24 protein-coding genes and 2 tRNA genes are annotated in these 22,360 nt (G+C 44.2%); 15 read left to right on the top strand and 11 right to left on the bottom strand.

Translation table 11 applies throughout. The features are described from left to right. Positions 1–13: 13 nt before the first annotated feature. The 4 genes from B5X68_RS13435 to B5X68_RS13420 all read right to left on the bottom strand — a co-directional run bounded on the left by B5X68_RS13435 (position 14) and on the right by B5X68_RS13420 (position 1,894). The gene (locus tag B5X68_RS13435; protein ID WP_082215169.1) at positions 14–604 is read right to left on the bottom strand and encodes an O-methyltransferase; all 591 of its coding nucleotides are present in this window, start codon (positions 602–604) and stop codon (positions 14–16) included. 8 nt (positions 605–612) lie between these two features. Further along, complete coding sequence (locus tag B5X68_RS13430; RefSeq protein WP_082215168.1) at positions 613–1,074, bottom strand: SRPBCC family protein; 462 nt, start codon at positions 1,072–1,074, stop codon at positions 613–615. A gap of 166 nt (positions 1,075–1,240) precedes the next feature. Then, a complete protein-coding gene (locus B5X68_RS13425; RefSeq protein WP_229208395.1) occupies positions 1,241–1,447 on the bottom strand; it encodes an Arm DNA-binding domain-containing protein in 207 nt (68 codons plus the stop codon). A gap of 374 nt (positions 1,448–1,821) precedes the next feature. Next, positions 1,822–1,894: transfer RNA gene (locus tag B5X68_RS13420), tRNA-Lys, on the bottom strand. 218 nt (positions 1,895–2,112) lie between these two features. On the opposite strand from B5X68_RS13420, the gene B5X68_RS13415 reads away from it, so the two are divergent. Both B5X68_RS13415 and B5X68_RS13410 read left to right on the top strand, forming a co-directional pair. Continuing rightward, positions 2,113–2,847, top strand: coding sequence for an SH3 domain-containing protein (locus B5X68_RS13415; protein ID WP_082215167.1), 735 nt, complete (start codon positions 2,113–2,115; stop codon positions 2,845–2,847). A gap of 80 nt (positions 2,848–2,927) precedes the next feature. After that, positions 2,928–3,386, top strand: a complete 459-nt coding sequence (locus tag B5X68_RS13410; protein WP_141110279.1) for a CHRD domain-containing protein — start codon at positions 2,928–2,930, stop codon at positions 3,384–3,386. Between the two features lie 71 nt (positions 3,387–3,457). On the opposite strand, the gene B5X68_RS13405 is transcribed toward B5X68_RS13410, so the two are convergent. The 3 genes from B5X68_RS13405 to B5X68_RS13395 form a co-directional block, all read right to left on the bottom strand. After that, entirely contained in the window at positions 3,458–4,693 is a 1,236-nt protein-coding gene (locus B5X68_RS13405; RefSeq protein WP_082215166.1) for a DEAD/DEAH box helicase, read from the bottom strand. Positions 4,694–4,826: 133 nt separating this feature from the next. Next, positions 4,827–5,720 (bottom strand): DnaJ C-terminal domain-containing protein, encoded by an 894-nt coding sequence (locus B5X68_RS13400; protein ID WP_082215165.1) that lies wholly within the window; start codon positions 5,718–5,720, stop codon positions 4,827–4,829. A 57-nt stretch (positions 5,721–5,777) separates the two neighbouring features. Beyond that, the gene (locus B5X68_RS13395) at positions 5,778–5,999 is read right to left on the bottom strand and encodes a VF530 family protein (RefSeq protein ID WP_082215164.1); all 222 of its coding nucleotides are present in this window, start codon (positions 5,997–5,999) and stop codon (positions 5,778–5,780) included. Positions 6,000–6,093: 94 nt separating this feature from the next. On the opposite strand from B5X68_RS13395, the gene B5X68_RS13390 reads away from it, so the two are divergent. The 8 genes from B5X68_RS13390 (at position 6,094) to B5X68_RS13355 (ending at position 13,888) form a co-directional block, all read left to right on the top strand. Next, positions 6,094–7,074, top strand: coding sequence for a Gfo/Idh/MocA family protein (locus tag B5X68_RS13390; protein ID WP_082215163.1), 981 nt, complete (start codon positions 6,094–6,096; stop codon positions 7,072–7,074). Between the two features lie 454 nt (positions 7,075–7,528). Continuing rightward, positions 7,529–8,368 (top strand): methylated-DNA--[protein]-cysteine S-methyltransferase, encoded by an 840-nt coding sequence (locus B5X68_RS13385; protein WP_082215162.1) that lies wholly within the window; start codon positions 7,529–7,531, stop codon positions 8,366–8,368. A gap of 215 nt (positions 8,369–8,583) precedes the next feature. Next, complete coding sequence (locus tag B5X68_RS13380; protein ID WP_082215161.1) at positions 8,584–9,189, top strand: hypothetical protein; 606 nt, start codon at positions 8,584–8,586, stop codon at positions 9,187–9,189. Positions 9,190–9,277: 88 nt separating this feature from the next. Further along, positions 9,278–10,168: a hypothetical protein gene (locus B5X68_RS13375; RefSeq protein WP_082215160.1), complete on the top strand. Its 891-nt coding sequence runs from the start codon at positions 9,278–9,280 to the stop codon at positions 10,166–10,168. Then, positions 10,169–11,128, top strand: coding sequence for a tRNA (adenosine(37)-N6)-dimethylallyltransferase MiaA (miaA, locus tag B5X68_RS13370; RefSeq protein ID WP_082215159.1), 960 nt, complete (start codon positions 10,169–10,171; stop codon positions 11,126–11,128). 25 nt (positions 11,129–11,153) lie between these two features. Then, positions 11,154–11,612, top strand: coding sequence for a hypothetical protein (locus tag B5X68_RS13365; RefSeq protein ID WP_082215158.1), 459 nt, complete (start codon positions 11,154–11,156; stop codon positions 11,610–11,612). 310 nt (positions 11,613–11,922) lie between these two features. Then, positions 11,923–13,206 (top strand): citrate synthase, encoded by a 1,284-nt coding sequence (locus B5X68_RS13360; RefSeq protein WP_082215157.1) that lies wholly within the window; start codon positions 11,923–11,925, stop codon positions 13,204–13,206. 76 nt (positions 13,207–13,282) lie between these two features. Further along, a complete protein-coding gene (locus B5X68_RS13355) occupies positions 13,283–13,888 on the top strand; it encodes an ASCH domain-containing protein (RefSeq protein WP_082215156.1) in 606 nt (201 codons plus the stop codon). Here B5X68_RS13355 and pdxH read toward each other — a convergent pair. Beyond that, the gene (gene pdxH, locus B5X68_RS13350; protein WP_082215155.1) at positions 13,877–14,518 is read right to left on the bottom strand and encodes a pyridoxamine 5'-phosphate oxidase; all 642 of its coding nucleotides are present in this window, start codon (positions 14,516–14,518) and stop codon (positions 13,877–13,879) included. The genes B5X68_RS13355 and pdxH overlap by 12 nt on opposite strands. Positions 14,519–14,624: 106 nt before the next feature. Between pdxH and B5X68_RS13345 the strand changes: the two genes are divergently transcribed. After that, entirely contained in the window at positions 14,625–16,529 is a 1,905-nt protein-coding gene (locus tag B5X68_RS13345; RefSeq protein ID WP_082215154.1) for a DUF349 domain-containing protein, read from the top strand. Positions 16,530–16,643: 114 nt separating this feature from the next. Beyond that, a tRNA-Thr gene (locus tag B5X68_RS13340) sits at positions 16,644–16,716 on the top strand. Between the two features lie 402 nt (positions 16,717–17,118). On the opposite strand, the gene B5X68_RS13335 is transcribed toward B5X68_RS13340, so the two are convergent. Next, a complete protein-coding gene (locus B5X68_RS13335) occupies positions 17,119–18,027 on the bottom strand; it encodes a helix-turn-helix domain-containing protein (protein WP_082215153.1) in 909 nt (302 codons plus the stop codon). Between the two features lie 258 nt (positions 18,028–18,285). Here B5X68_RS13335 and B5X68_RS13330 point away from each other — a divergent pair, with 258 nt between their 5' ends. Next, a complete protein-coding gene (locus tag B5X68_RS13330) occupies positions 18,286–18,729 on the top strand; it encodes a nuclear transport factor 2 family protein (RefSeq protein WP_229208394.1) in 444 nt (147 codons plus the stop codon). A gap of 109 nt (positions 18,730–18,838) precedes the next feature. Next, entirely contained in the window at positions 18,839–19,291 is a 453-nt protein-coding gene (locus B5X68_RS13325; RefSeq protein ID WP_212567999.1) for a nuclear transport factor 2 family protein, read from the top strand. Between the two features lie 51 nt (positions 19,292–19,342). On the opposite strand, the gene B5X68_RS13320 is transcribed toward B5X68_RS13325, so the two are convergent. Both B5X68_RS13320 and B5X68_RS13315 read right to left on the bottom strand, forming a co-directional pair. Beyond that, positions 19,343–19,918 carry an NAD(P)H-binding protein gene (locus B5X68_RS13320; RefSeq protein ID WP_082215151.1) on the bottom strand — a complete coding sequence of 192 codons (576 nt, stop codon included), beginning with the start codon at positions 19,916–19,918 and terminating at the stop codon, positions 19,343–19,345. Between the two features lie 48 nt (positions 19,919–19,966). Next, positions 19,967–21,067 carry an aldo/keto reductase gene (locus B5X68_RS13315; protein ID WP_082215358.1) on the bottom strand — a complete coding sequence of 367 codons (1,101 nt, stop codon included), beginning with the start codon at positions 21,065–21,067 and terminating at the stop codon, positions 19,967–19,969. Positions 21,068–21,228: 161 nt separating this feature from the next. Between B5X68_RS13315 and B5X68_RS13310 the strand changes: the two genes are divergently transcribed. Beyond that, positions 21,229–22,125 carry a helix-turn-helix domain-containing protein gene (locus B5X68_RS13310; RefSeq protein WP_082215150.1) on the top strand — a complete coding sequence of 299 codons (897 nt, stop codon included), beginning with the start codon at positions 21,229–21,231 and terminating at the stop codon, positions 22,123–22,125. The last annotated feature ends 235 nt before the right edge of the window (positions 22,126–22,360 follow it).

Raw genomic sequence — 22,360 nt, 5'->3', positions numbered from 1 at the left:
CAGCTATCACTGACTATTTCCTGCGACAGATAAATTCGCCGTTGCCAATCGGCACGGTGAGACAGTCAAACCTGGGATCTTTGAGCGCATTGTTGATCATGGGTTTCAAAGCCTGAAATTGGTCTGTTGCATTATCGGCCACGATCAAACCATTTCTGACCATCTTTCCCGCTATCGCATCGAAGCAGGGCTGATAGATTTTTTTCTCTGCGTCGAGGAAACAAAAAGCAATGTCGGCGAGGCGATCTACCTCTTTCAGGAAATCGTTGTGGATCAAATCAATGTGGTCTTCCAGCTGCGCAATCCGAAACGTCTCCCGGGCTAATGCGACTTTTTCCGCCGACACTTCGAATGTTTTTACTTTTCTGCCCGTTTCCTTCGCTGCAAAAGCCAGCCACAATGTGGAATAACCGGCGCTCGTACCAATTTCGATGATATCACCGGCGGGCGCATTGACCAGCAGCAACGATAAAAATTGTCCGGTTTCCCGTGTAATCTGCCTCAGACGCTGGTCCCGCCCGGTCCCGTCCGTGCGGTCTTGCCGGTCTATGGTTTCCAGCAAACGCATTCTTTCTTCAAGTTCCTCTGAAAATTCGCTGAACATACCCGATGTTATTGGTTTTGACAATATGCTTTAAATGCATTCAGAATTTTTGGCCAGCCCTGCTCCGAATCCATCGCCTCGGCATAGCCGGACGCACCGTCGCCGTGGTTTTCGAAATTACTGTGGATCAATGTAATATCGGTTGATTCATACGAGGACTCTGTAAAAAGGACGCTTACCAAACTCGCTTTGTCCGGATCCGGTTCAGGAATCCGCGTTGGGCTGATCTGCCAGGTGAAGCTTAATTTCACGCTTTGCTTAAATTCTGTGACCCTTCCCCAATCGCATCGAAAACCGAATGGTCCGATCTCGGTACACAAACCGTTGACCTGTGGGTTAATCCTGATCTCGACCAGCTTGTCCCCCGACCAGGTATATTGTTTGGGCCACCACGCATGGAGCTTGTAAATAAAATGCTCGAAGGCAGCATCAGGCCTTATGTCAACGGCGATTTTAGTTGTTATTTTCATGGTTTTATTGTCAAGTCTGTATATTCTTTATTTTGTGACAAATTATTTGATGAAGACACGATATTCTGGAAGGATTTGGAACTTCTGAAGTGATTCTTGTCAGCTGATGTTGAAGTGACCTTTCAAGAATGCGCATGTGCGTCCAGCAATTGCTGTTCTAGATTGCCTAATATGCATTGACCGAATTTACAGCCTGCTTTGCACCAGTAACTCTTCCGGCGACGGCATTCCACCGGCTGGGCTCGCATTCTCTTCCGGTCGTGAATTCTGCTCTTTTACTATCAACCATAATCCGTAAGTAAATCGGCACAGGCCCTTTTTGATAGTTTTTCGGCTTCTTCAAATAGAAAAGCAGACTGATCTTTGTTTTCATACCCTTTTTTAGGTTAAAAAGTTGAACAAAAGTAGTCTTGCAAGCCTAATCAGCACAAGATGTTTATGTGGTAAACAGGTTGTTATACTATACCAGGTTGTTATACAATGAGTTACAGCGATTCTGGTGAGTGAAATTTGCAGATTTGTTGAACTCACCGGATTACTCACCAAAAATTTGGGGAAAATTGAATATTTTGGGATAACCGGAAAAGAAAATAGCCTGCTAATCTGTTGATTAGCAGGCTTTTGATGCTCTTTGTTATTTCTTGAAGTGATCCCGCTGGGATTCGAACCGCCCGGCGGCCCGGCCAGGACCCATACATTAAAAGTGTAGGTCTAAAACAAAAAAAGCGCCCTTTTGAGGCGCCTTAGTGATCCCGCTGGGATTCGAACCCAGGACCCATACATTAAAAGTGTATTGCTCTACCAGCTGAGCTACGGAATCCTACTTGGTGATTTTTGACTGTTCAACCCCAGTTTTGCTTTTCTTGTAGAAGCCCCAGGACCCATACATTAAAAGCGGACGCCGCGCGGTGTCGGTTCGCCGACGCGATTGCTCTACCAGCTGAGCTACGGAATCGCTTTTGCAACTTTTTTAATTAATTGGATTTGCACGAGGCGTTTCCGTAATTGCGATGCAAAAGTAGAATTCTAAAAAGTATAATGCAAGCCCTGAGTAAGAAATACCTGTTATTTTGGATTTTTTTGGGAACCTTCCTGACTTCCAAAACAGCTTTATCAGCCAATAAAAAAGAGCTAAAAACGGCTGATTCTCTGTTCGCTATGGCCAGGTATCCGGAGTCGCTGGTGCTCTATAAAAAAAATTTCAGCGAGGACGAAAAAAATAACCAAAGCCTGCTGCTGAAACTTGCCTTTCTGGCCGAAAAGACCAATAACTACACGGACTGCCTCTTTTATCTTAGCAAACTTGCCCTCACAAATCCTTCCCGCCGACTTTTTGAAAAGATGGATAAGCTGGCGGCTGAGCAAAATCTAACCGGCTATGAATTCGATGATTACAACTATTTTATAATTTTTTATAGAAGATATGGTGATTACATTCCAATATTGCTTCTAACTTTGGGGACGTACATTGTCGTTATAATGGTGACAAAAGTTCGCAGGGGCGAGCCGATCCTGCAAATACATAAACTATCCATTGTCGTGTATCTGCTTGTATTACTGGGCATCCTCAATGTGCCTTCCCTTTACCGAACGTGCATCATTGTGAATGAAAACACATTTTTGAGGGACGAACCGTCGTCGGCGGCACTGGTAGTCGATCGGGTAGGAAAGGGGCATAAACTGACTATTGTGGGCTCCGTGGATCATTGGAACCGGGTGATATGGAACAACCGGATTGTGTATATACGCAAAAGTGACCTCTGGAATATTTAGCGAGGCGATGCGGGTATCATTTTTGTAACGAGATAAGTTTATATATATTTAAGGGTTAAATTTTTTTAAATTAATGATGTATGAAAAAGCCAATGAAACGTTTTTTACTATTGATCGCAGGAGTTGTAATGTTAGGTTTTGTGTCGTCTTGCAAAGAGGAAGGCCCTCACAAAGATGACATTGTGAAGTTCTCCGCAGTAATAAATAGTAGTGCTACTGTTCCAAAAGCTACTTCTGCTGGTCAGGGCACAGGTGTTTTTGAATACAACAAAAATACTATGGAGTTGAAATACAACATTAATTATCAAAATGTTACGCCAACTTCTGTGAATATTCACAGCGCTAACCCTTCCTGGGAAGCGGGTCCATTGTTGTTCACTTACCCGGCGACTGGTAACCAGGTTCAGGGAACGCAGAAGCTGAACACAGAACAACAAACCATGTTGATCCTGGGGATGCTTTATGTGAACATTCCTACTAAGGAGAACATTTACGGCGAAATTCGCGGACAGATCATCGCGGACAAATTTGAAGAGTAAAAATAGCATCAAGATCATATCAAAAAGGCTCGCAGCGAACACTGCGAGCCTTTTTTGTAATTTCTGCTAAGCTATTTCTTCTTCTTTTTCCTTTTTGCGGTCTCGTATTCCTCAACTTCTTTCATTAAGGATTTTAAATCGTCTTTCGTATCGGCTGTGAAGTCGATGGTTTGCGAGTAATCTGTTGAACTAATGTTGAGCACGTCGATAGGTTTGTCCAGGTAAGTTTGAATTTCTTCTAACATCGGCTTTTCTTCGGCGCTGCAAAATGAAACGGCGCGGCCTTTCTGTGTGCCACGACCTGTCCGCCCGACCCTGTGCACGTAATTTTCGGCCTGCTCGGGAAGGTCATAATTCACGACATAATCGACATTGGCGATGTCAATTCCCCTTGCGCTGACGTCCGTAGCGATCAGCACTTTTACATTGCCTTTCTTGAATTCGTTCAGTGCGGTGAGCCGGTCGGCTTGTTCCTTGTCTCCGTGAATGGTCAGGCTTTGGATCTCCATTCTTTCCAAAGCATTGAAAACCCTTTCGGCGCGCACTTTTGTACGAACGAAAACGAGGATCTTACTATCTGGATTTTCTTTGATAACACGTTCCAAAAAGAACCTTTTGTCATCCATCGCCACAAAAGCCACGGAATGCGTGATATTTTTTGCAACCCGGTCATTAGGAGAAATCTGAATGCGGATGGCATTTCTTACCAGCGAGTAGGCCAGTTTTTTGATCTTTTCATTGATCGTAGCTGAGAAAAACAGCGTTTGTCTGCTTTTTGGAAGAAACTTGATCAGGTCTTGAATGTCTTTGATAAATCCCAGATCCAGCATGTGATCCGCCTCATCGAGGATCAAAACTTCAATGCGATCGAGCTTAATGTGGCCCTGGCTTACCAGGTCAAACATTCTCCCTGGCGTGGAAACCAGCACGTCGATGCCTTTTTCCAATTGCGCGATCTGCGGACCTTGTTCTACGCCGCCGAAAACGCTGAATGCTTTTACCCTCGTATGCTGCGCAAGTTTGGCAAAAACCTCCGTAATCTGAATTGCCAGCTCACGGGTAGGAACCATTACTACACATTTAATACCTTCTGAGCGACTGGAAACCTTTTGTTTGTGTAGCTTATCAATAACCGGAATAGCAAACGCGGCAGTTTTTCCTGTGCCTGTCTGCGCAATAGCCAGCACATCCTCGCCCTTCATGATCGCAGGAATGGCCTTGAATTGAATGTCGGTCGGCTTTTTAAATCCGGCTGTGTCCAGGCTTCGTTTGATCTCAGGGGCAATGTGGTAATCTTCGAATTTCATAAAAATTGGATTGGTAAGGCGGCTAAAAACGGTCGCCGCCTTTTAAAAAACTCCTCAAAGATACGCCGTTATCCCAGACGTCACGATTAATTATTGTCGGGGCGGCGCACACGACGCACTCGCAAAGGGCCCGTCACAATTCCGTTTCCTCTTGCTTAAAGGCTTCCGCGATCAATTGTTTTTGTTGCTCGGTCAGATTTACAGGAATTTTTATGTCAAACGTAACATACAGATCTCCAAAGCTTTCTGCTTTTTTATAAACCGGAAAACCTTTGCCTTTTAATCTGACAACACTTCCGTTTTGCGTTTCCGGCTTGATCGGAAGCTTCACTTTCCCGCTCAGCGTTTCAATGACCAGCTCGCCACCCAGCAATGCTGTTTTAAGGTCCAGTTCCACTTTTTGATGAATATTATTGCCGTCCCGTCGTAATTTGTCGTCCGTGGCAATGTTGAATGTAATAAAAAGATCACCATTCTGACCTCCGTTTGAGCCCGGTCCGCCGTGGCCTGCTATCTTGATCGTTTGCCCGTTTTGAATGCCAGCCGGAACGGTAATGCGGATATTCTTGCCGTTTACAGTGATGGTTTTCTTTTGTGTCTGATAGGCTTCTTGTAGTGTCAGGTGTAATTCCGCCTGATAATCCTGCCCGCGCAATGTGCGTTGCCTTCCACCGCCAAAGCCACTTGCGGAGCCGAACATGGATTCGAAAAAGTCTGAAAAATCATTGCCGCCGGTTTGCCATTGTCCCTGCTGGCGTGCAGAATTGGCGCGGGACTGGCGCGCTCTTTCAAACTCATCACTATGCTGCCAGTCTTTTCCGTACTGGTCATATTTTTTCCGCTTTTCAGGATCACTCAGCACTTCATTTGCTTCATTCAGTTCCTGAAATTTTTTCTCGGCTTCCTTGTTGTCCGGATTGACATCGGGGTGATATTTCCTGGCCAGTTTCCGGTAAGCGTTCTTTATTTCCTTTTCCGGCGCATTTTTGTCTACGCCAAGGATCTGATAATAATCTACAAATGGCATAACTAAAAAATTAGATCGATTTAGGTTGATAGATACACATAAAAAATTGCGCTAACGTCATTTTCGTTCGAGCATTTTCAAATACAGGTCTTCTACTTTTTTTCTTGCCCATGGTGTTTTCCTTAAAAACTTCAAACTGGATTTTACACTCGGCTCAAATTGGAAACTATTAATATTTATGTGATAACCCATTTGTTCCCAGCCGTAATATTCAACCAGTTCATTCAAAATTGCTTCCAGGGTTTTGCCGTGAAGCGGATTATTGGGTTGTCCTTCCATGTTTTAAAAAGAATGTTGCCTTTGTTTTAAAGTAGATTTATCCAATTAAATAATTATTATGCTTGACGATTAGTTCAAACATTAAATCCTGCTTATGGATCAGATAAAATGGGGCATCATTGGCTGCGGCAATGTTACCGAAGTCAAAAGCGGCCCGGCTTTTAACAAAGTTGCCAATTCCAGCCTGGTTGCCGTGATGCGCCGTGATGCTGAAAAAGCGGCAGATTATGCACAGCGTCACAATGTTCCTAAGTGGTATGCCAATGCTGACGAGCTCATAAACGATCCGGAAATTAACGCGATATACATCGCAACGCCGCCAGACGCACATGAAGAACTGGCAGTAAAAGCTATGAAGGTAGGAAAGCCTGTTTACATCGAAAAACCCATGGCGCTTGATGGCGCGGAATGTGACCGGATCAATGCATTCAGCAGAGAAAGCGGCGTTCCGGTTTTCGTTGCATTTTACCGCCGGTCACTTGACTATTTTTTGAAAGTCAAAGAACTCGTTGAGAGTAACGTTATTGGCGACGTGAGATTTGTGAACATTTGCTTACAATGGCAGCCTTATGAAGAAGAAACCGGCCCTGATCCGAAGCCCCGCTGGCGGGTCGATCCCAAAATTTCAGGCGGCGGGCATTTTCATGATTTGGCTTCACATCAGTTCGACCTGCTTGAATTTGTGTTTGGCCCCGTAAAATATGCGTCGGGAATTGCGCGTAACCAGGCGGGATTGTATGAGGCCGACGACATTGTAGTGGCCAATTACGAGTTTGAATCGGGTGTTTTAGGCAACGGGAGCTGGTGCTACACCATTAATAAGGAACAACGCGAGGATCAGGCGCAGATCATCGGCTCCAAAGGCAGGATCACTTTTTCGTTTTTTGAAAAATTTGACATTAAAGTCGAAACGGAATCAGGAACCGAGACTTTCAACATTCCTTATCCGCAACATGTGCAACAGCCTTTAATCGATTCGATTGTGAAAGAGTTGCGTGGGGAAGGCAAATGTCCAAGCACCGGAGAGTCGGGCGCGAGAGCTAACCATATCATGGACTGGATTACAAAAAAGTAATTTTTTTATAGTTTTACAGTTATTCAATCATCTTAAACTCAAAAATTCAATAGTCATGGCCAAAGGTAAAAATCTTGATAAGGGAAGCACTAAAAAGGAGCCTGAAAAGAACCTGAAAGAGAAACGTGCTGAAAAAAAGGCAAAAAAAGATAGTAAGAAGGACTACTAGCAAAATGCTCCCTCACTTGTCAGCCTGACCGGACCGGGCCGCCGGGCGGTCGAAGGCGTGTTACCGGGGAGTAGCGCGCCTTCGACCGCCCGGCGGCCCGGTCCGCTCAGGCTGACTAGGTCTCAATAAATCTCCCGGATCGTCTTGTATTTGGCGAGCCTTTTTTTTCGATCGGACAATTTTAAAATTAAAAATATGAATATGTGAGTGCAGTCATTTTGCGCAAGTTTCAGGTTGGGCAACTGCGGATAGGAAGCCAATTTTGTATAACAAATTATTAATCCAATGAACCAGGAAACTTATAATTACGACAAAATTGCAAAAGCCATCGAATTTATCGTTGCCAACGCAAAAGACCAGCCTTCTTTATTCGAAGTAGCTGAGGAAGTGAGCATTAGCCAGTTTCATTTCCAGCGTGTTTTTACAGAATGGGCAGGTGTAAGCCCTAAAAAATTCCTTCAATTTATCACTGCGGGTTACCTTAAAGAAAAGATCCGGGAATCTTCAAATTTGGTTGAGCTGGCCGAACTCGCGGGTCTGTCGAGCCAGAGCAGGGTTTACGATCATTTTATCAGCATCGAGGCGGTCACACCACAGGAATTCAAAACTTCGGGCAAAGGACTGGATATCAGCTATGGCATTCACCCCTCACCATTCGGCGACTGTTTTATCGCGGTAACGGACCGCGGAATTTGCGCAATGGCGTTTATTGATGAGACCGGACGGGAAGCAGAACTGATCGCGTTGGCAAAGAAATGGCATTACGCCAACATCCGGCATGATCAGGTTTTAACTGAAAGTTTTGTGAACCGCATTTTCCAGCCCGCTTCGGGATCATTGGAAAAATTGCCCATTCTTGTTCAGGGGACCAATTTCCAGCTCAAAGTATGGGAAGCATTGCTCAGCATCCCAAAAGGCGCGGTGACCACTTACCAGCAAATTGCCCAAAGCATCGGACACCCGGCCGCCGTTAGGGCGGTAGGAAGTGCGGTTGGCGACAATCCGATCGCCTATCTCATCCCATGCCACCGCGTGATACGCAAGGAAGGTTTACTGGGAGAATATCGCTGGGGAAGTTTGCGTAAAAAAGCATTGATAGGGTGGGAGGCGGCCCGCTCAGCCTGATACGCCGTTTTTTGCCCTGTATTTTCCCGAAAATCACTCTTTTGAGGAATAATTTTCACAGTAATGAATGCATTGTAAATAGAATAATTGTGATGACGGCTAGTCGTAATTAACTAGTAATAAGTGAGGAAATGTGAATTACAATGCGATTTTTCTGCTATGGACTGATATTGGCAATGCAGATTGCATTATTAAATCAGTAACCATTATTAGTTATGAAAAAGCAAGTATTTAGATCGTTGGCTGCGGCGGCATTTTTCCTGACCATCAGCTCTGTGGGTTATGCCCAGTTTTCACTTGGTTTGCAAGGCGGCATCGCCAAGTCCAATGTGGAAGATTCTAAAACCGTCGCGGGCGGCGGCGTGAATTTAAGAGTTTTTACGTCTCCCAATTTTGCGTTTGGTGTTGCCGGGAAGATCTATGCCGATGGAAGTGATTATACAATAGCCGGGCAAACGCTCAGCTCAACCGGCCGGTTAATGCCTGTAACAGGAACGGTTGATTACTTTTTTACCGAAGGCGTGATCAGACCATACATTGGTGGGGACGCAGGTGTTTATTTCTCAAAGTATGACGCCAAATTCAACGGCAATACAATCGTTGAATCCTCCAAGCACAGCAACTTTGGTGCGGCGCCACGGGCAGGTTTGATCTTTGCTTTTGGAAACGTAGGTATTCAGGTTGAAGGGATTTACCACTTCGTTTTTGGTAATAAAAACCATGATACAACCACGGGATCTGCCAACAACATTGATTTTGAATCAACTTCTAATTTCGGTGGGGTTAATGTCGGTGTGATCTTCGGGTTGGGTGGAAAGTAAATTCCTGATCAATCAAATATGTCGCAAAACGCGCTCATTGAGCGCGTTTTTTTGTTACTAAGTAATTCTGCGGCTAACTTGCTGCCCTATGCCAACTCCGCTGCCACCGATCCAAATGTCTTCTTTTCAGGAACAGGTCTGTAAATGGCTGACTGAAACGCGATTGCAGTTCGAAGTGACGCATCTTGAATATTTTACAACGCGGATTGCTGTTTTAAGGGACAAGGCTCCGACATTGACCCTTGCGCTGATTTCGCTAGAAAACTGGCTTGAAGCGGGTTCTCCTGACAGGTGGCAAGATGAAATAAATGCGATGCGCGCAACGCGGGAAAAAAGTTTAAAATGTGTTGTAATATGGGAAGATTATTGGATTAGAAAGGAGTCAATCGTCAAATCCAGGCTGAATGCAATGCTCGGGAATTCGCAAAAGATAGCGGCCAGGTTAACGCAAGTCCGACGGATCGATCAGGAAAGTTCCGTGCAGTTTTTGGAGAAAAATCATCTCAATGGTTCTGTAACTTCAAAAACCAGATACGGGTTATTTTTACCAAAACGTTATTTCCGGGTTTTGAACGAGGCTTTTGAATATGACCGCCAATTGGAAGAGTTACTCGTAGCAGTTTCCACATTCAGTGCGCCGCGCGTATTCACTCGCGATGATGGACCATTCAGGTCTTTTGAAATGTTGCGTTTTGCGAGCTTACTGCATACCAATGTTTCCGGAGGTCTGGATAAATTGTTAACAGCATTTGCAAGAGAGAAAAATCCGGACGATATCATGACTTATGCCGATCTGGAATGGTCAGATGGAGCTGGTTATGCGAAGCTCGGGTTTGAAAGGATTTCAGAAACGCCGCCTATGCCAGTTTATTTGTCAAAAAATGAAATGATGAGGTCGACAAAGCGAACTGCTGATGACATCGCTATCTATAATGCAGGCAGTACTAAGTTTGTGAAGACGTATAAATCGCCGAACTGAATGTCTGACACGAAAGCCACCGTTCCGCTGCTCGTCATATTGGGGCCTACCGCTTCCGGCAAAACACATTTGGCGGTGAAAGTGGCGGCCATGTTAGGGGGTGAGATCATTAGCGCAGATTCCCGGCAGGTTTACCGTGATATGGACATCGGGACAGGAAAGGATCTTGCTGAGTATGAGTCGGATGGCAGAAAGATCCGATATCATTTGATAGACATTCGGGACGCGGGCGAACAATACAATGTAAATGAGTTTCAAAAGGATTTTGAAACCGCATATGAAAAGGTCGGAGCCCACGAAAATGTACCTATTCTCTGCGGAGGAACGGGTTTTTATATTCTTTCGTTGCTTAAAGGTCATGCATATGCATCCATTCCCGTGAATGTGACACTTCGCTCAGAGCTGGAAGACATTCCTAAAGAATTGTTACTGGCGCGATTTGGAAGTTATGATACGGCTTATCAGCACATCGCGGACACGTCAACTCGGAAAAGATTGATCAGGGCCATTGAAATATCGGAATTCCTCACGCATCAAGCAGGCACTGAAACATTCCCGAACAAGCAGCCTTATCCATACATTGTTTTTGGGTTGAATCCTGCGGTCGAAATCCGGCGCGAACGGATCAGTAACCGGCTGGCGACGAGATTAAAAAGTGGTCTGATTGATGAAGTAGAAGGTTTGCTGGCGCGCGGGCTTACAGCTGAGCAATTGATTTACTATGGTCTGGAATACAAATGGATCACCCTTTATCTCACTGGTGAGCTGCCATACGAGGAAATGGTCACACGCCTGGAAACGGAGATCCATCGGTTTGCAAAGCGGCAGATGACCTTTTTCAGGAAAATGGAAAAAGATGGAATTGATATCCATTGGCTTGATAATGAAAATAATGCTGAGCAACAGGCGCAGATGATAACATTGAAATATCAGCAGTTTTTACAAAACAACTCAGAGTAATTTACCCTAAAAGACGTCACATAAAATGAATAAAAAAGTTAGCAGCCTTTTGCTGCTTTTGGTCCTGAGTGTTACCGACGCCTATTTGCTTGCACATCCCAATCTTATCGGAAAGCTCGGTGTGATGGTGTATAAGCACGTTTACATACGCAATTTTCCACGAGCATTATTGACGGTCTTGCTTGTAGTAGGGATTTCGCTGGCTATCTGTGAACTGATCAGGCTATTTGCAGACCGCAAACCGGCAACCATATTTTACAGCTGGTTACTGGGGATCGCGGTGTTTTGGTTTGGCTATGTTTATCTCACATTTTCAACCTTCTCATACAGGATCACAGGGAAGGCATTTATTTACGGTGCGCATCTGTTGCCAGTCATTCTGGCGGGATTGTTTGGAAGATATCTGATCAAGCAAATACTTAGCAAACCGAGGTATGTGGAGGTTGATCCGAAAGAAAATGTGTCAAGGGACACACCGTCCTGAGGCGGGTCAAACGGAAGTTTTTTTACATTTTTTGCACTCAATAGAATATTATTATAATTACTTAAAATTGTGAAATATTATTGCCTGAGTCCCGATTTTTCACAAATAAAACATGGATAATAATAGAAAGTACACAGTTTTTTAGGATATTGCGGCTTGTGTCGAATCGGGAAATGGTTACTCTCGCGTTCAATTAACACAAAATTAATTTGTTGGATAAGTAAATCAGCAGCACAGAAAATCTTTGGATTGAATTGGCCTGATTTGTCTTTATCTTGTCATTAACCTTTTTAATTTTATTCTCATTAATATGTCCCAAATAGCTGAATTAACCCTTGAAGGTAAAAAGTACGAGTTCCCCATTATTGAAGGAAGTGAACAGGAGAAAGCGATAGATATTGCCAAGTTACGTGACCAGACAGGGTATATTACAATTGATGCAGGTTATAAAAATACAGGTGCTACAAAAAGCGCTATAACATTTCTGGATGGAGAAGAGGGGATACTGAATTACCGAGGTTATTCAATTGAGGATCTGGCTGAAAAGTCGTCATTTTTGGAAGTGGCTTACCTGCTTATTTACGGAGAGCTTCCTACTGAAAAACAATTTGCGGATTTCGAGCACGCGATCAGAACGCACACCCTTGTGAACGAGGACATGCGCAAGATATTTGAAGGGTTTCCCGTGAATGCGCATCCTATGGGCGTGCTTTCTTCACTGGTGAGCGCGATGAGTGCTTTTTATCCTGAAACTTTTGATACAAATACAGAGGAAATTACGGAACTTCATATCATTCGTTTGCTCTCCAAATTGCCAACTATTGCAACGTGGTCTTACAAAAAGTCGCAGGGGCATCCGGTAAATTATCCGCAGAATGACCTGGATTATTGTTCCAATTTCCTGAATATGATGTTTTCGTTACCCGTAGCGAAATACAATGTTGATCCCGTTGTTTCTGCAGCATTGAACAAATTACTGATTTTACATGCAGATCACGAACAAAACTGTTCTACTTCTACGGTAAGGCTTGTTGGTTCTTCTCACGCGAACATTTACTCTTCGATTTCATCCGGGATAAGCGCACTTTGGGGCCCGCTTCACGGTGGTGCAAACCAGGAAGTGATCGAAATGCTGGAAGCCATTAAAAACGACGGTGGCGACACGCAGAAATACATTAATATGGCCAAAGACAAATCAAGCGGCTTCCGTTTGTTTGGTTTTGGACACCGTGTTTACAAGAACTTCGATCCGCGCGCCCGCATTATCAAAAAGGCAGCAGACGATGTTTTGAACAAACTGGGAATTAATGATCCTGTTTTGGAAATTGCACAGAAACTGGAAAAAGCAGCTTTGGAAGATGAGTATTTTGTATCAAGAAAGCTTTATCCAAATGTGGATTTCTATTCCGGCATCATTTACCGTGCGCTGGGAATTCCGACCAACATGTTTACAGTAATGTTCGCTATTGGCCGTCTTCCCGGATGGATTGCACAGTGGAAAGAAATGCGCGCCAACAAAGAACCGATCGGTCGTCCGCGCCAGATTTATACAGGCGCTCCTAAGAGAGAGTTTGTTCCAATGAGCGAACGCTAGTCAATTTAAAAATAACACTTTCAATATCAAGAGATTGCTTGTAAATAGCAGTCTCTTTTTTGTTAAATAAAAAACAATGTTAATAAAGCAAAAACACCTCGAAGGCATCCTTTCCGGCAACATTACGCTGGCTTTTCGCAAATGGAAGAACTTGTCTGTTAAGAAGGACAGCCTGCTTAAAACGAGTATCGGGGTGGTGAAGATTACCGATATAACCGAGACTGACTTAGCTCAAATTTCCGAAGAAGACGCAAAGCAAGCCGGATATGATCATGTGCAGGCTTTGACCAGCGAATTAGAAAAAACGGTGAACGGTGTCGTTTACAAAATCCAGCTGAGTTACCACCAGCCGGATCCGCGCATTGACCTGCGACAAAAAAAGCAGATCAGCGAAGAGGAGCTGGGAGAGTTGAAAGACAAGTTATTGAAGCTGGATAAATTCAGCAACCAGGGAAAGTGGACTACGAAAGTGTTGAACGCCATCCAGGAGAACCCAAGATTGCCCGCGGCGGAGCTTGCGCCCAAGGTCAATAAGGAAAAGGAATGGCTCAAAGTGAATATCAGAAAGCTAAAAAACCTGGGTCTGACGATCAGTCATGAACCAGGTTATACACTTTCGCCACTTGGCGAATATGTTTTGAAGATGCTTCCTGAGAAGCCGCAAAAAAATTCAGGGATATAATCGCTCAATTTCCCAGCTGCCTTCATTCGATTGTTCATACACAAGCCGGTCGTGAAGGCGGCTTCGTCTTCCCTGCCAGAATTCGAAATAATGCGGAATTACCCGGTAACCACCCCAATGCGGAGGACGTGGCACTTCTGAACCTGCAAATTGCTCTTCCAATAGCCTGGTTCGTTCTTCCAGTTCGGCCCGGTTCTCCAGATGCCGGCTTTGCGCCGATGCCCACGCTCCGATTTGGCTTCCGCGCGGCCTTACCGCAAAGTATTCAGCTGATTCCTGATCGGTCGTTTTCTCTACTTTTCCCTCTATACGAACCTGCCTTTCCAGCTCTTTCCAAAGAAAAGTAAGCGCCACAAATGGATTTGATTCTAATTCCTTTGCTTTTTTGCTTTCGTAATTGGTAAAGAACGTAAATCCCGTCTGATCCAGGTCTTTCAGAAGCACAATTCTGCCGGATGGACGGCCGTTTGAAACTGTGCTTAAATGCATGGCATTTGGCTCAATTACAGATGCAGAAAGCGCTTCATCAAACCATAATTTAAACTGTGTGAATGGATTAGGGTTCAAATCTTGCTCATGTAAACCCTTCAAATTATAATCCTGTCGTAATTTGGCAATATTATGGTCCATTGGATGCTAATATGTTCAATGTTAAGAAACCAAAAGTAGCCATTTCAGAGGAAAGATTATTAGATTTGTAATCCATAAGAGACGTACGTACGAAACCAGAATCACGATGGCACAAGAACAACAAGAAGGGGTCAAAAGCGAGGAGCGGGAAGACCTGACACAAAAGACTATTGACACCCTTGAGATTGATCTTAACAATGAGTTGACGGAAGAACATGAGGAGGAAGTGCCAGACGTGGATTATAGCCAACTGTCTAAGGAACAGCTTGTCAATATTTTGGAAAATGAGTTGGCGTCTATCACTGCGGAAGGTTCTAAACCCGCTGCACTGAAAAAAGCGGAATCTGTTGCGAGAGAAATCCGTCCGGTCCTTGATTCGATCAAACAAAAGGAAAAAGAAACTGCCCTGGCAGCATTTGTCGCTGAAAACGGCGGTGAAGAGGGGTTTGAATATAAATATGATGCAGAAACCCAGAAAATAGACTCGTTAAGCCGCGAGATCCGTGGTTTGAAAAACAGCTATTACCAGGGTCAGGAAAAAGAGAAGGAAAAGAATTTCAATGTTAAAACGACCCTTCTGCAGCGTCTGCGTACATTACTGGAAGACGAAGGCAACCGGGAAACCGATGCTTCCGGGCTGAAATCGAGCTGGGAAGAGTTCAAGAAGATCCAGGACGAGTGGAAACAAGCCGGCAACATTGCTTCACCGCACAACGGCACGCTCTGGGCAACGTATAATGCGTTGATCGACCGCTATTTCAGCAACCGCAACATTTATTTTGAGTTAAAGGAGCTGGACAGACGCCGGAACTCGGAGCTTAAAGCGGAACTGTGTGAAAAAGTGGAGGAATTAGGCAAATCACTGGAAACGCGCCCGATGACGCGTGAGATCCTGAATGAGGCCAACCATATTTTTGAAGAATACAAACATCTTGGCCCTGCTCCGAAAGAAGACCAGGAAAAGTTGTGGCAGCGGTTTAAAGAGGCGTTGGATGTGCTTTATGACGCACAACGCGGTCAATTCGCCGAGCAGAAAAAGTCGATGCAGGAAAATTACGAGCAGAAGCTTAAAATCTACGAAGCAATAACGCCTTTCACTACCTACAATTCCGGCAGCATTAAGGAATGGAATGCCAAGACAAAGGAAATAATGGCTTTTCAGGACCAGTGGGTTGCATTGAAAGGCATCATGCCGCGTGAGGAAGGCAAGGACCTCAGCAAGAAATTCTGGGCAGCGCTGAAAACTTTCTTTAATAATAAAGGCGAGTTTTTCCGTCAGCTTGAATCGAAACGCGAACAGAACCTGGAAATGAAAAACCAGCTTTGTCTGGAAGCCGAGGCTATTTTGGAAACAGGCGAAGACAATCCTTCGACCACACAAAAGATCATTGAGCTGCAAAAAAGGTGGAAAGGCATTGGTCAGGTTCCTGAGAAATTTAAAGACACCATTTACGACCGTTTCAAAAAGGCCTGTGACGCATATTTTGACCAAAAACGCGCCAAAAACAAAGAGGTTGAAGAAGAATTTGAAAACAACCTGAAAAAGAAAACGGATCTGATCGAGAGGATCGAAGCCGCTGCGAACAATAAAGACGAGTCGACATTGAACCTGCTAAGCGCATTCAAGAGTGAATGGACGTCTGTCGGATTTGTTCCTAAAAAGGACATGCAGGCGATTCAGAAACGCTACATTGCCGCAATCAACACGTATGTGAGCGCGATTGGGCAGCTTTCAAGCAAGGAGAAAGAGCAGGCGGTTTTGGAAAGCGAGGTGGAATTGGTGCGGGACGGGGAGAGCAGTCGTAATTTGTATAGAAAAGAAAGCGATATCCGCCGGAAGATCACGCAACTGGAAAACGACATTGCGCTTTGGCAGAACAATATTGAGTTTTTTGCCAAATCAAAAACTTCGGATCGTTTGAAAGCAGAATTTGAAAGGAAGATAAATAGTGCGTTGAGCCAGCTGAATGACTTGAAACACCAACTATCTATCATTCAGGAAGCTATATAATTTTTGAAAAAAAGTTCAAAAATATTAGCGTCAAAACTTGCGCTGTATAGCCTTTCCTACTACTTTTGCACCATGATAACGGAATAACAAACGCTATCAGAAAGTAAAAAAGAGGCCTCCATAGCTCAGCTGGTAGAGCAACTGACTTGTAATCAGTAGGTCGTTGGTTCGATCCCGACTGGGGGCTCTTGAAAATCAAGCACTTATAAGGTAAAACTTGTAAGTGCTTTTTTATTTGCAAACAATTTGCAAACATTTTCATAGATGTAAGGATCTGCCTGAAACCCATATATAATCCATCACCATTCAACTAGTGCAGTTTAACCTGCCAGTTAAAGCATTAAAGGGAAGAGTAATCGGAGGAGCCCAGAGTTTTGAGTTACAACCGTTTTCACATACACCCAGAAAAAAAATGGGAAGAAAATGCAATATCCTACGGGCCTGTTACCTAATTGCTATAAGTAGAATATCTTGGGAATAAACCGACCTAGCTGAATTCTGCTTTCACTGTCAAAAGGCTATCATGTAGTATTTCGGACAACCCACTGATCTTGCAGCTAAGGTATGGGAGAATGTGTAAGTCTCTAAATCAGTTCATCATTCTAAACTCACTCGGAGTAATACCCACTTTTTGTTTAAAGAAGCGGGTAAAATGTTGCGGATATTTGAATCCAAGCTCGTAAGCGACTTCATTAACTGACTTATCGGGGTCAAACATCTTTTCTTTGGCTTCATCGATTAACCGCAACTGGATAAACTCTATGGCAGTTTTGCCAGTCTCTTTTTTTATTAGATCTCCAAAGTACTTCGTCGAAACATTCAGTCGTTGAGCGCAATAGCTGACTGTCGGCAGACCTGAGGCCGTTAACTGTTCGGATTGAAAATATGCATCCAGTACATTTTCAAATTTTGCGATGATTCCTGTGTTGACGTGCTGCCTTGTGATGAACTGACGATCATAAAACCGCATACAATAATCCAATAGCAGCTCAATTGTGCTTGCTATCAGCTTTTTGCTGTACCTATCAATGGGTCTGTGAAGTTCTATGTTGATCTTTGAAAAGCAATCCAGAACAACTTGCCGCTCAACTTCCGAAACATGTAAAGCCTCGTTGACATCATAGGAGAAAAACGTGTAATCCTTGATATGTTGGCCAATAGCAGTGCCGCGAATCAGGTCCGGATGAAATAACAAGGCATGGCCTGAGGGTTGATAATATTCGGGGTCTTCTTCAATACTTACGACTTGGCCGGGCGCAATAAATATCAATGTCCCCTCCTGGTAATCATACTGACGTCTTCCGTAACGGATCCTGCAACTCTGATCATTTTTAAAGAAAACAAGGTAAAACCCGAACTGTAAAGATGACACCTGCGTGTCCTTTTGTTTTGGAGTGCTGTTTGAAAAGTCAATTACACTTACCAGCGGATGAAGTGTAGGCTGGTCAGCAATCACATTGTATTCGCTGACGGTATCAAGAAACTTAACTGTTTTCATGTCAGGTGTCGTCTATATTCCTACTCAAAGCTATCATCTTCAAATACTAATTTCCAGCCATTCTAAATGAAACTGGAAAATGGGTAGTATTATCAGTAATCCAGGTAACCGCCTCATTTTCATATGTGGCTAATTTTGCACTGTCAACCCTGACTTAGGATTGACACTATCTACTTTATATAAAACCGCACCATGAAACAGATCATCCTGCTAATTACTCTCTTATCAATTTTTCAATTTTCTTCCAACGCACAAACCATGGACTATACAAACGAATTAAAAGAGCGGGCCTTGCTAAAAGAACTCGTCGATACATTCTCTAATCTGGCAGACACAAAGGAAGTTCATGCTCAGGTGCAGCTTTTCACGCCTAATGCAACATCAGAGACTTTTGTCAACGGCAGCTCGGTTTCCAAACTAACCGGCCGCGAAGAACTTGAAAAAGCATTTGGCGCTTTTCTAGCAAAATTTGAAACCGTTTACCATTTCAATGGCCAGCAAATATTCACCCTGAATGGTGATAAAGCATTAGGCACTTCTTACTGCATGGTGACATTGATCGGCACTGAAAATGGCAGAAAAATGAAAACGACGATTGGCGTAATCTATCAGGACGAATTTGTGCATGATAACGATAAATGGTTGATCGCTAAAAGGAAAGCAAACTTCAACTGGCAGGATAAGCAGCCTTTAAGTCAATAATTAGCCAGCACTAAGTTTAACACCTTTAATATCCTGATACGGTAAAATTGGTAGGGCTGGCAGTAATTGATATAATCTTTTAGAGATGTATAGTGCTGACTTTTGTACTATGAACAATATTTTTTGGATCGTGCTCTTGCTGGGTAGCATGGACGGTTCAACGCTTACTGAAAAAAAGATAATGCAGCAAAACACAACCAATGACCAAGCCGCGGTGCTTGATACAGTTAGGAAATTAGCTCAGCTTATGATTGCCCGAGATACGGCAGCAATGAACAATATTCTGGACGAGCATTATACACTGACCCACATGACAGGATATGTGCAGTCCAAATCAGAATGGTTCGGTGAAGTGCAGAAAGAAACCATGAAGTATTATTCTGCTCAGGAAGTCAGTCATAGTGTAAAAGTTACCGGAAACCAAGCCGAAGTAACGGTACAAAACAGGGTTGATGCCCGCATTTGGGGCAGCCGCAATACATGGCGTTTGCAGCAAAAAGTCCAACTGGAAAAGCGCAATGGAAAATGGATCATCTTGAAATCCGTTGCATCCACCTTTTAAAGGCGTAAAATTAATTTAATGACCTTTTTTTAAATCAGCAAGCTGGAAATGTTAATCCGGCTTGCTGATTCCCAGGTTTTCGTTTTGATGCAAAGCAGGATTCGCCACGATCTCTGCCACAAATGAAGCAATACTTTTTCGTGAAATAGCGCTGCCTGATTCAGGTTCGCCTTTTTGGGTTAGTGCATAGTCGATCTCATCACCAGTGGTAAACCAATCTGGTCTCAGGATAGTGTAGATAAGTCCCGAGTTTTCAACTAAGTCTGCTAATTTTCTATACGGCGCCAGAACCGGACGTAAAGGGTTTTGGTAAATGCCAATAGAGCTGATGGCGATAATGCGCTGTACCCCCGTTTCCTGCATTGCTTTAACAATATTGCCCCCCATCGTTTCCAGCTCACCTGCCAGGTTTACGTAGACAATGTCTTGTCCGCTGATTGCCTGGCGTACGCTGTGGAAATCCATAGCATCGCCTTCAATAACGGCCGTCCCTACTTCTGCACCTTTGTGCAATCTGCGCCGGTTTCTAACAAATAATGTCAGTCGGGTATCATCAAGCGCTTTAATCGCGTTGATTACAAACCGGGCCAAGCTTCCGCTTGCCCCGATTATGATTACTTTTTTCATTTTTGTTTGTTAAAAGTTGCTACTGCCTTGTATTGACGATGTATATTCCTATTTGTTCACCTGCTGCGCCGACTGACCGCTGTAACGGTCGCCTACGATCGTAATCTTATTGAGATCCGCAGTTAATTGACTGAGCTCGTCTGGCGTAAATTGATAATCCATTGCCCAAAGGTTCTCCTGCAAATGAGCAAGCTTGGTCGTTCCAGGAATGGGCACAATCCAGGGCTTTTGTGCCAGCAGCCACGCCAATGCAACTTGCGCAGCAGAAAGTCCCCGCTGGTCGCCGAAGGTTTTAAGCGTATCGATCATCACCCAGTTTGCTTTTATCGCATCGGCCTGATACCGTGGAAGCGTTGGACGGTTGTCATTGGCCGGGTTGTATTTGGTATGCTCTGTAACGTATCCGGAAAGAAAACCGCGGCTCAATGGGCTATAAGGAACAAAACCAATCCCAAGCTCCTGGCAAGTCTTGATCACATCTTGTTCCGGCTGGCGCGTCATCAGAGAATACTCGCTTTGCAGGGCGGTCAGTGGCTGCACGGCGTGGGCTTTACGGATGGTTTCTGCATTAGCCTCGCTCATCCCAAAATGCTTAACTTTCCCTTCCTTGATCAAATCTTTCACCGTTCCAGCCACATCTTCAATAGGCACTTTCGGGTCAACGCGGTGCTGGTAAAGCAGGTCTATATAATCCGTTTTCAGTCTTTTCAGCGATTGCTCGACCACCTGCCGGACGTGTTTTGGATCGCTATTGGTCCCGGCCAGCTTTCCATCCTGAATGTTGAAGCCGAATTTAGTGCAGAGCACAATGTCCTTGCGTCTGCCACCCAGCGCCTCACCCACCAATTCCTCATTTCGGTAAGGGCCATATGCTTCCGCTGTATCAAAGAAAGTCACGCCCATATCCAATGCTTTTTGAATCAGCGACACCATATATTTTTTGTCCGGAATAAAGCTCCGGTGATAGCTCATCCCCATACACCCCAAGCCAATTGACGATACCTCTAACTTATTCGTACCCGTACCTAGTGTCCGCACTTTAAGTTTGGTGGCATCATTGACCGGTTGTGCATTTGACTGAACCGACGGCACAAAAAGTCCAGCACTCAGCGCCGTGGTTGCTTTGATAAAATTTCTCCTGTTTTCCATTTGCTGCTTTCGATGAATTGATGATGCAAATTTCATCGTCCCGGGCGAATCCAATAGGATACATATTACGGTTTGAATTACCATTATTACCGATTTGAAGACCTGTGCTTTTTGATAGTAGATGGACTGCTTAACTTTATGTCAGTAAACAATAAAAGATTATGGAAGATATTGTTAAGCTTGACACCGTTGCCGCATATAATAATCTGCGTAGTGTAAAAACACAGCATCCGCTGGTCACCCTTTTGGACTTGTCCAAGGCAGAACCCATGCCGGCAAAGACCTTTAATTTTGGTCTTTATGCAGTGTATTTGAAAGAGCTGGATTGCGGAGAATTGAAATATGGCCGCAGTCACTACGATTATCAGGAAGGAACGCTGGTCTTTATTGCGCCAGGCCAGGTGATGGGTGTGCAGCCTGGCGTAAAAACCTTTGAGCCAAAAGGCTGGGCACTGCTTTTCCACCCTGATCTCATTAAGGGAACATCTCTGGGAAGGCACATTCAAGATTACTCGTTTTTTTCCTACGATGTCAATGAAGCCTTACACGTTTCTGACAAAGAGAGACAGATCATCCTCGATCTTTTCAGCAAAATCCAGCATGAGCTCGATCAGTCAATCGACAAACACAGCCGCAAGCTGATTTCTGCTAATATCGAGCTGCTCCTGGATTACTGCACACGCTTTTATGACCGTCAGTTTATTACCCGCGATCATTCAAACAACAGCATTATCGAGCGCTTCGAAAGCGTTTTGAATGGCTATTATTCCTCAGAAAAACCTTACGAAAACGGTCTGCCGTCGGTAGCTTGGTGTGCGGCCGAGCTGAACCTTTCGGCTAATTATTTTGGTGATGTCATCAAAAAAGAAACCGGCAAGACGGCCCAGGAATACATTCAAGCCAAAGTAATTGATATTGCCAAAGAACGGATCTTTGATTTGGAAAAATCCGTGGCACAGGTGGCTTATGACCTTGGCTTCAAGTATCCGCAGCATTTTACACGGCTTTTCAAGCAACGTGTGGGCTGCACGCCAAATGAGTACAGGGTGCTAAACTAAAAATAGAATGTGACACCGAAATGATATGAAAAGTTGTTTTTTAATGTCGATCATAGTGCTGTTAGCGGTGCTTTCATGTTCGAGTAGTGGACAGCCGGAAGTCATCAAAGAGCCGACAATCGCTTTATCTGCTGGTAAGATCCTGATCGTATACCTTTCCCGTACAAAAAACACAAAGGCAGTTGCTGAAATGATCCACCAGACGGTGGGCGGCGGGCTGGTTGCACTGGAATTG

The sequence above is a fragment of the Dyadobacter psychrophilus genome (assembly GCF_900167945.1).
GTDB lineage: Bacteria > Bacteroidota > Bacteroidia > Cytophagales > Spirosomataceae > Dyadobacter > Dyadobacter psychrophilus.
The sequence above is the reverse complement of the archived record's forward strand: the minus strand, read 5'-3'. Positions and strand labels throughout refer to the sequence as shown.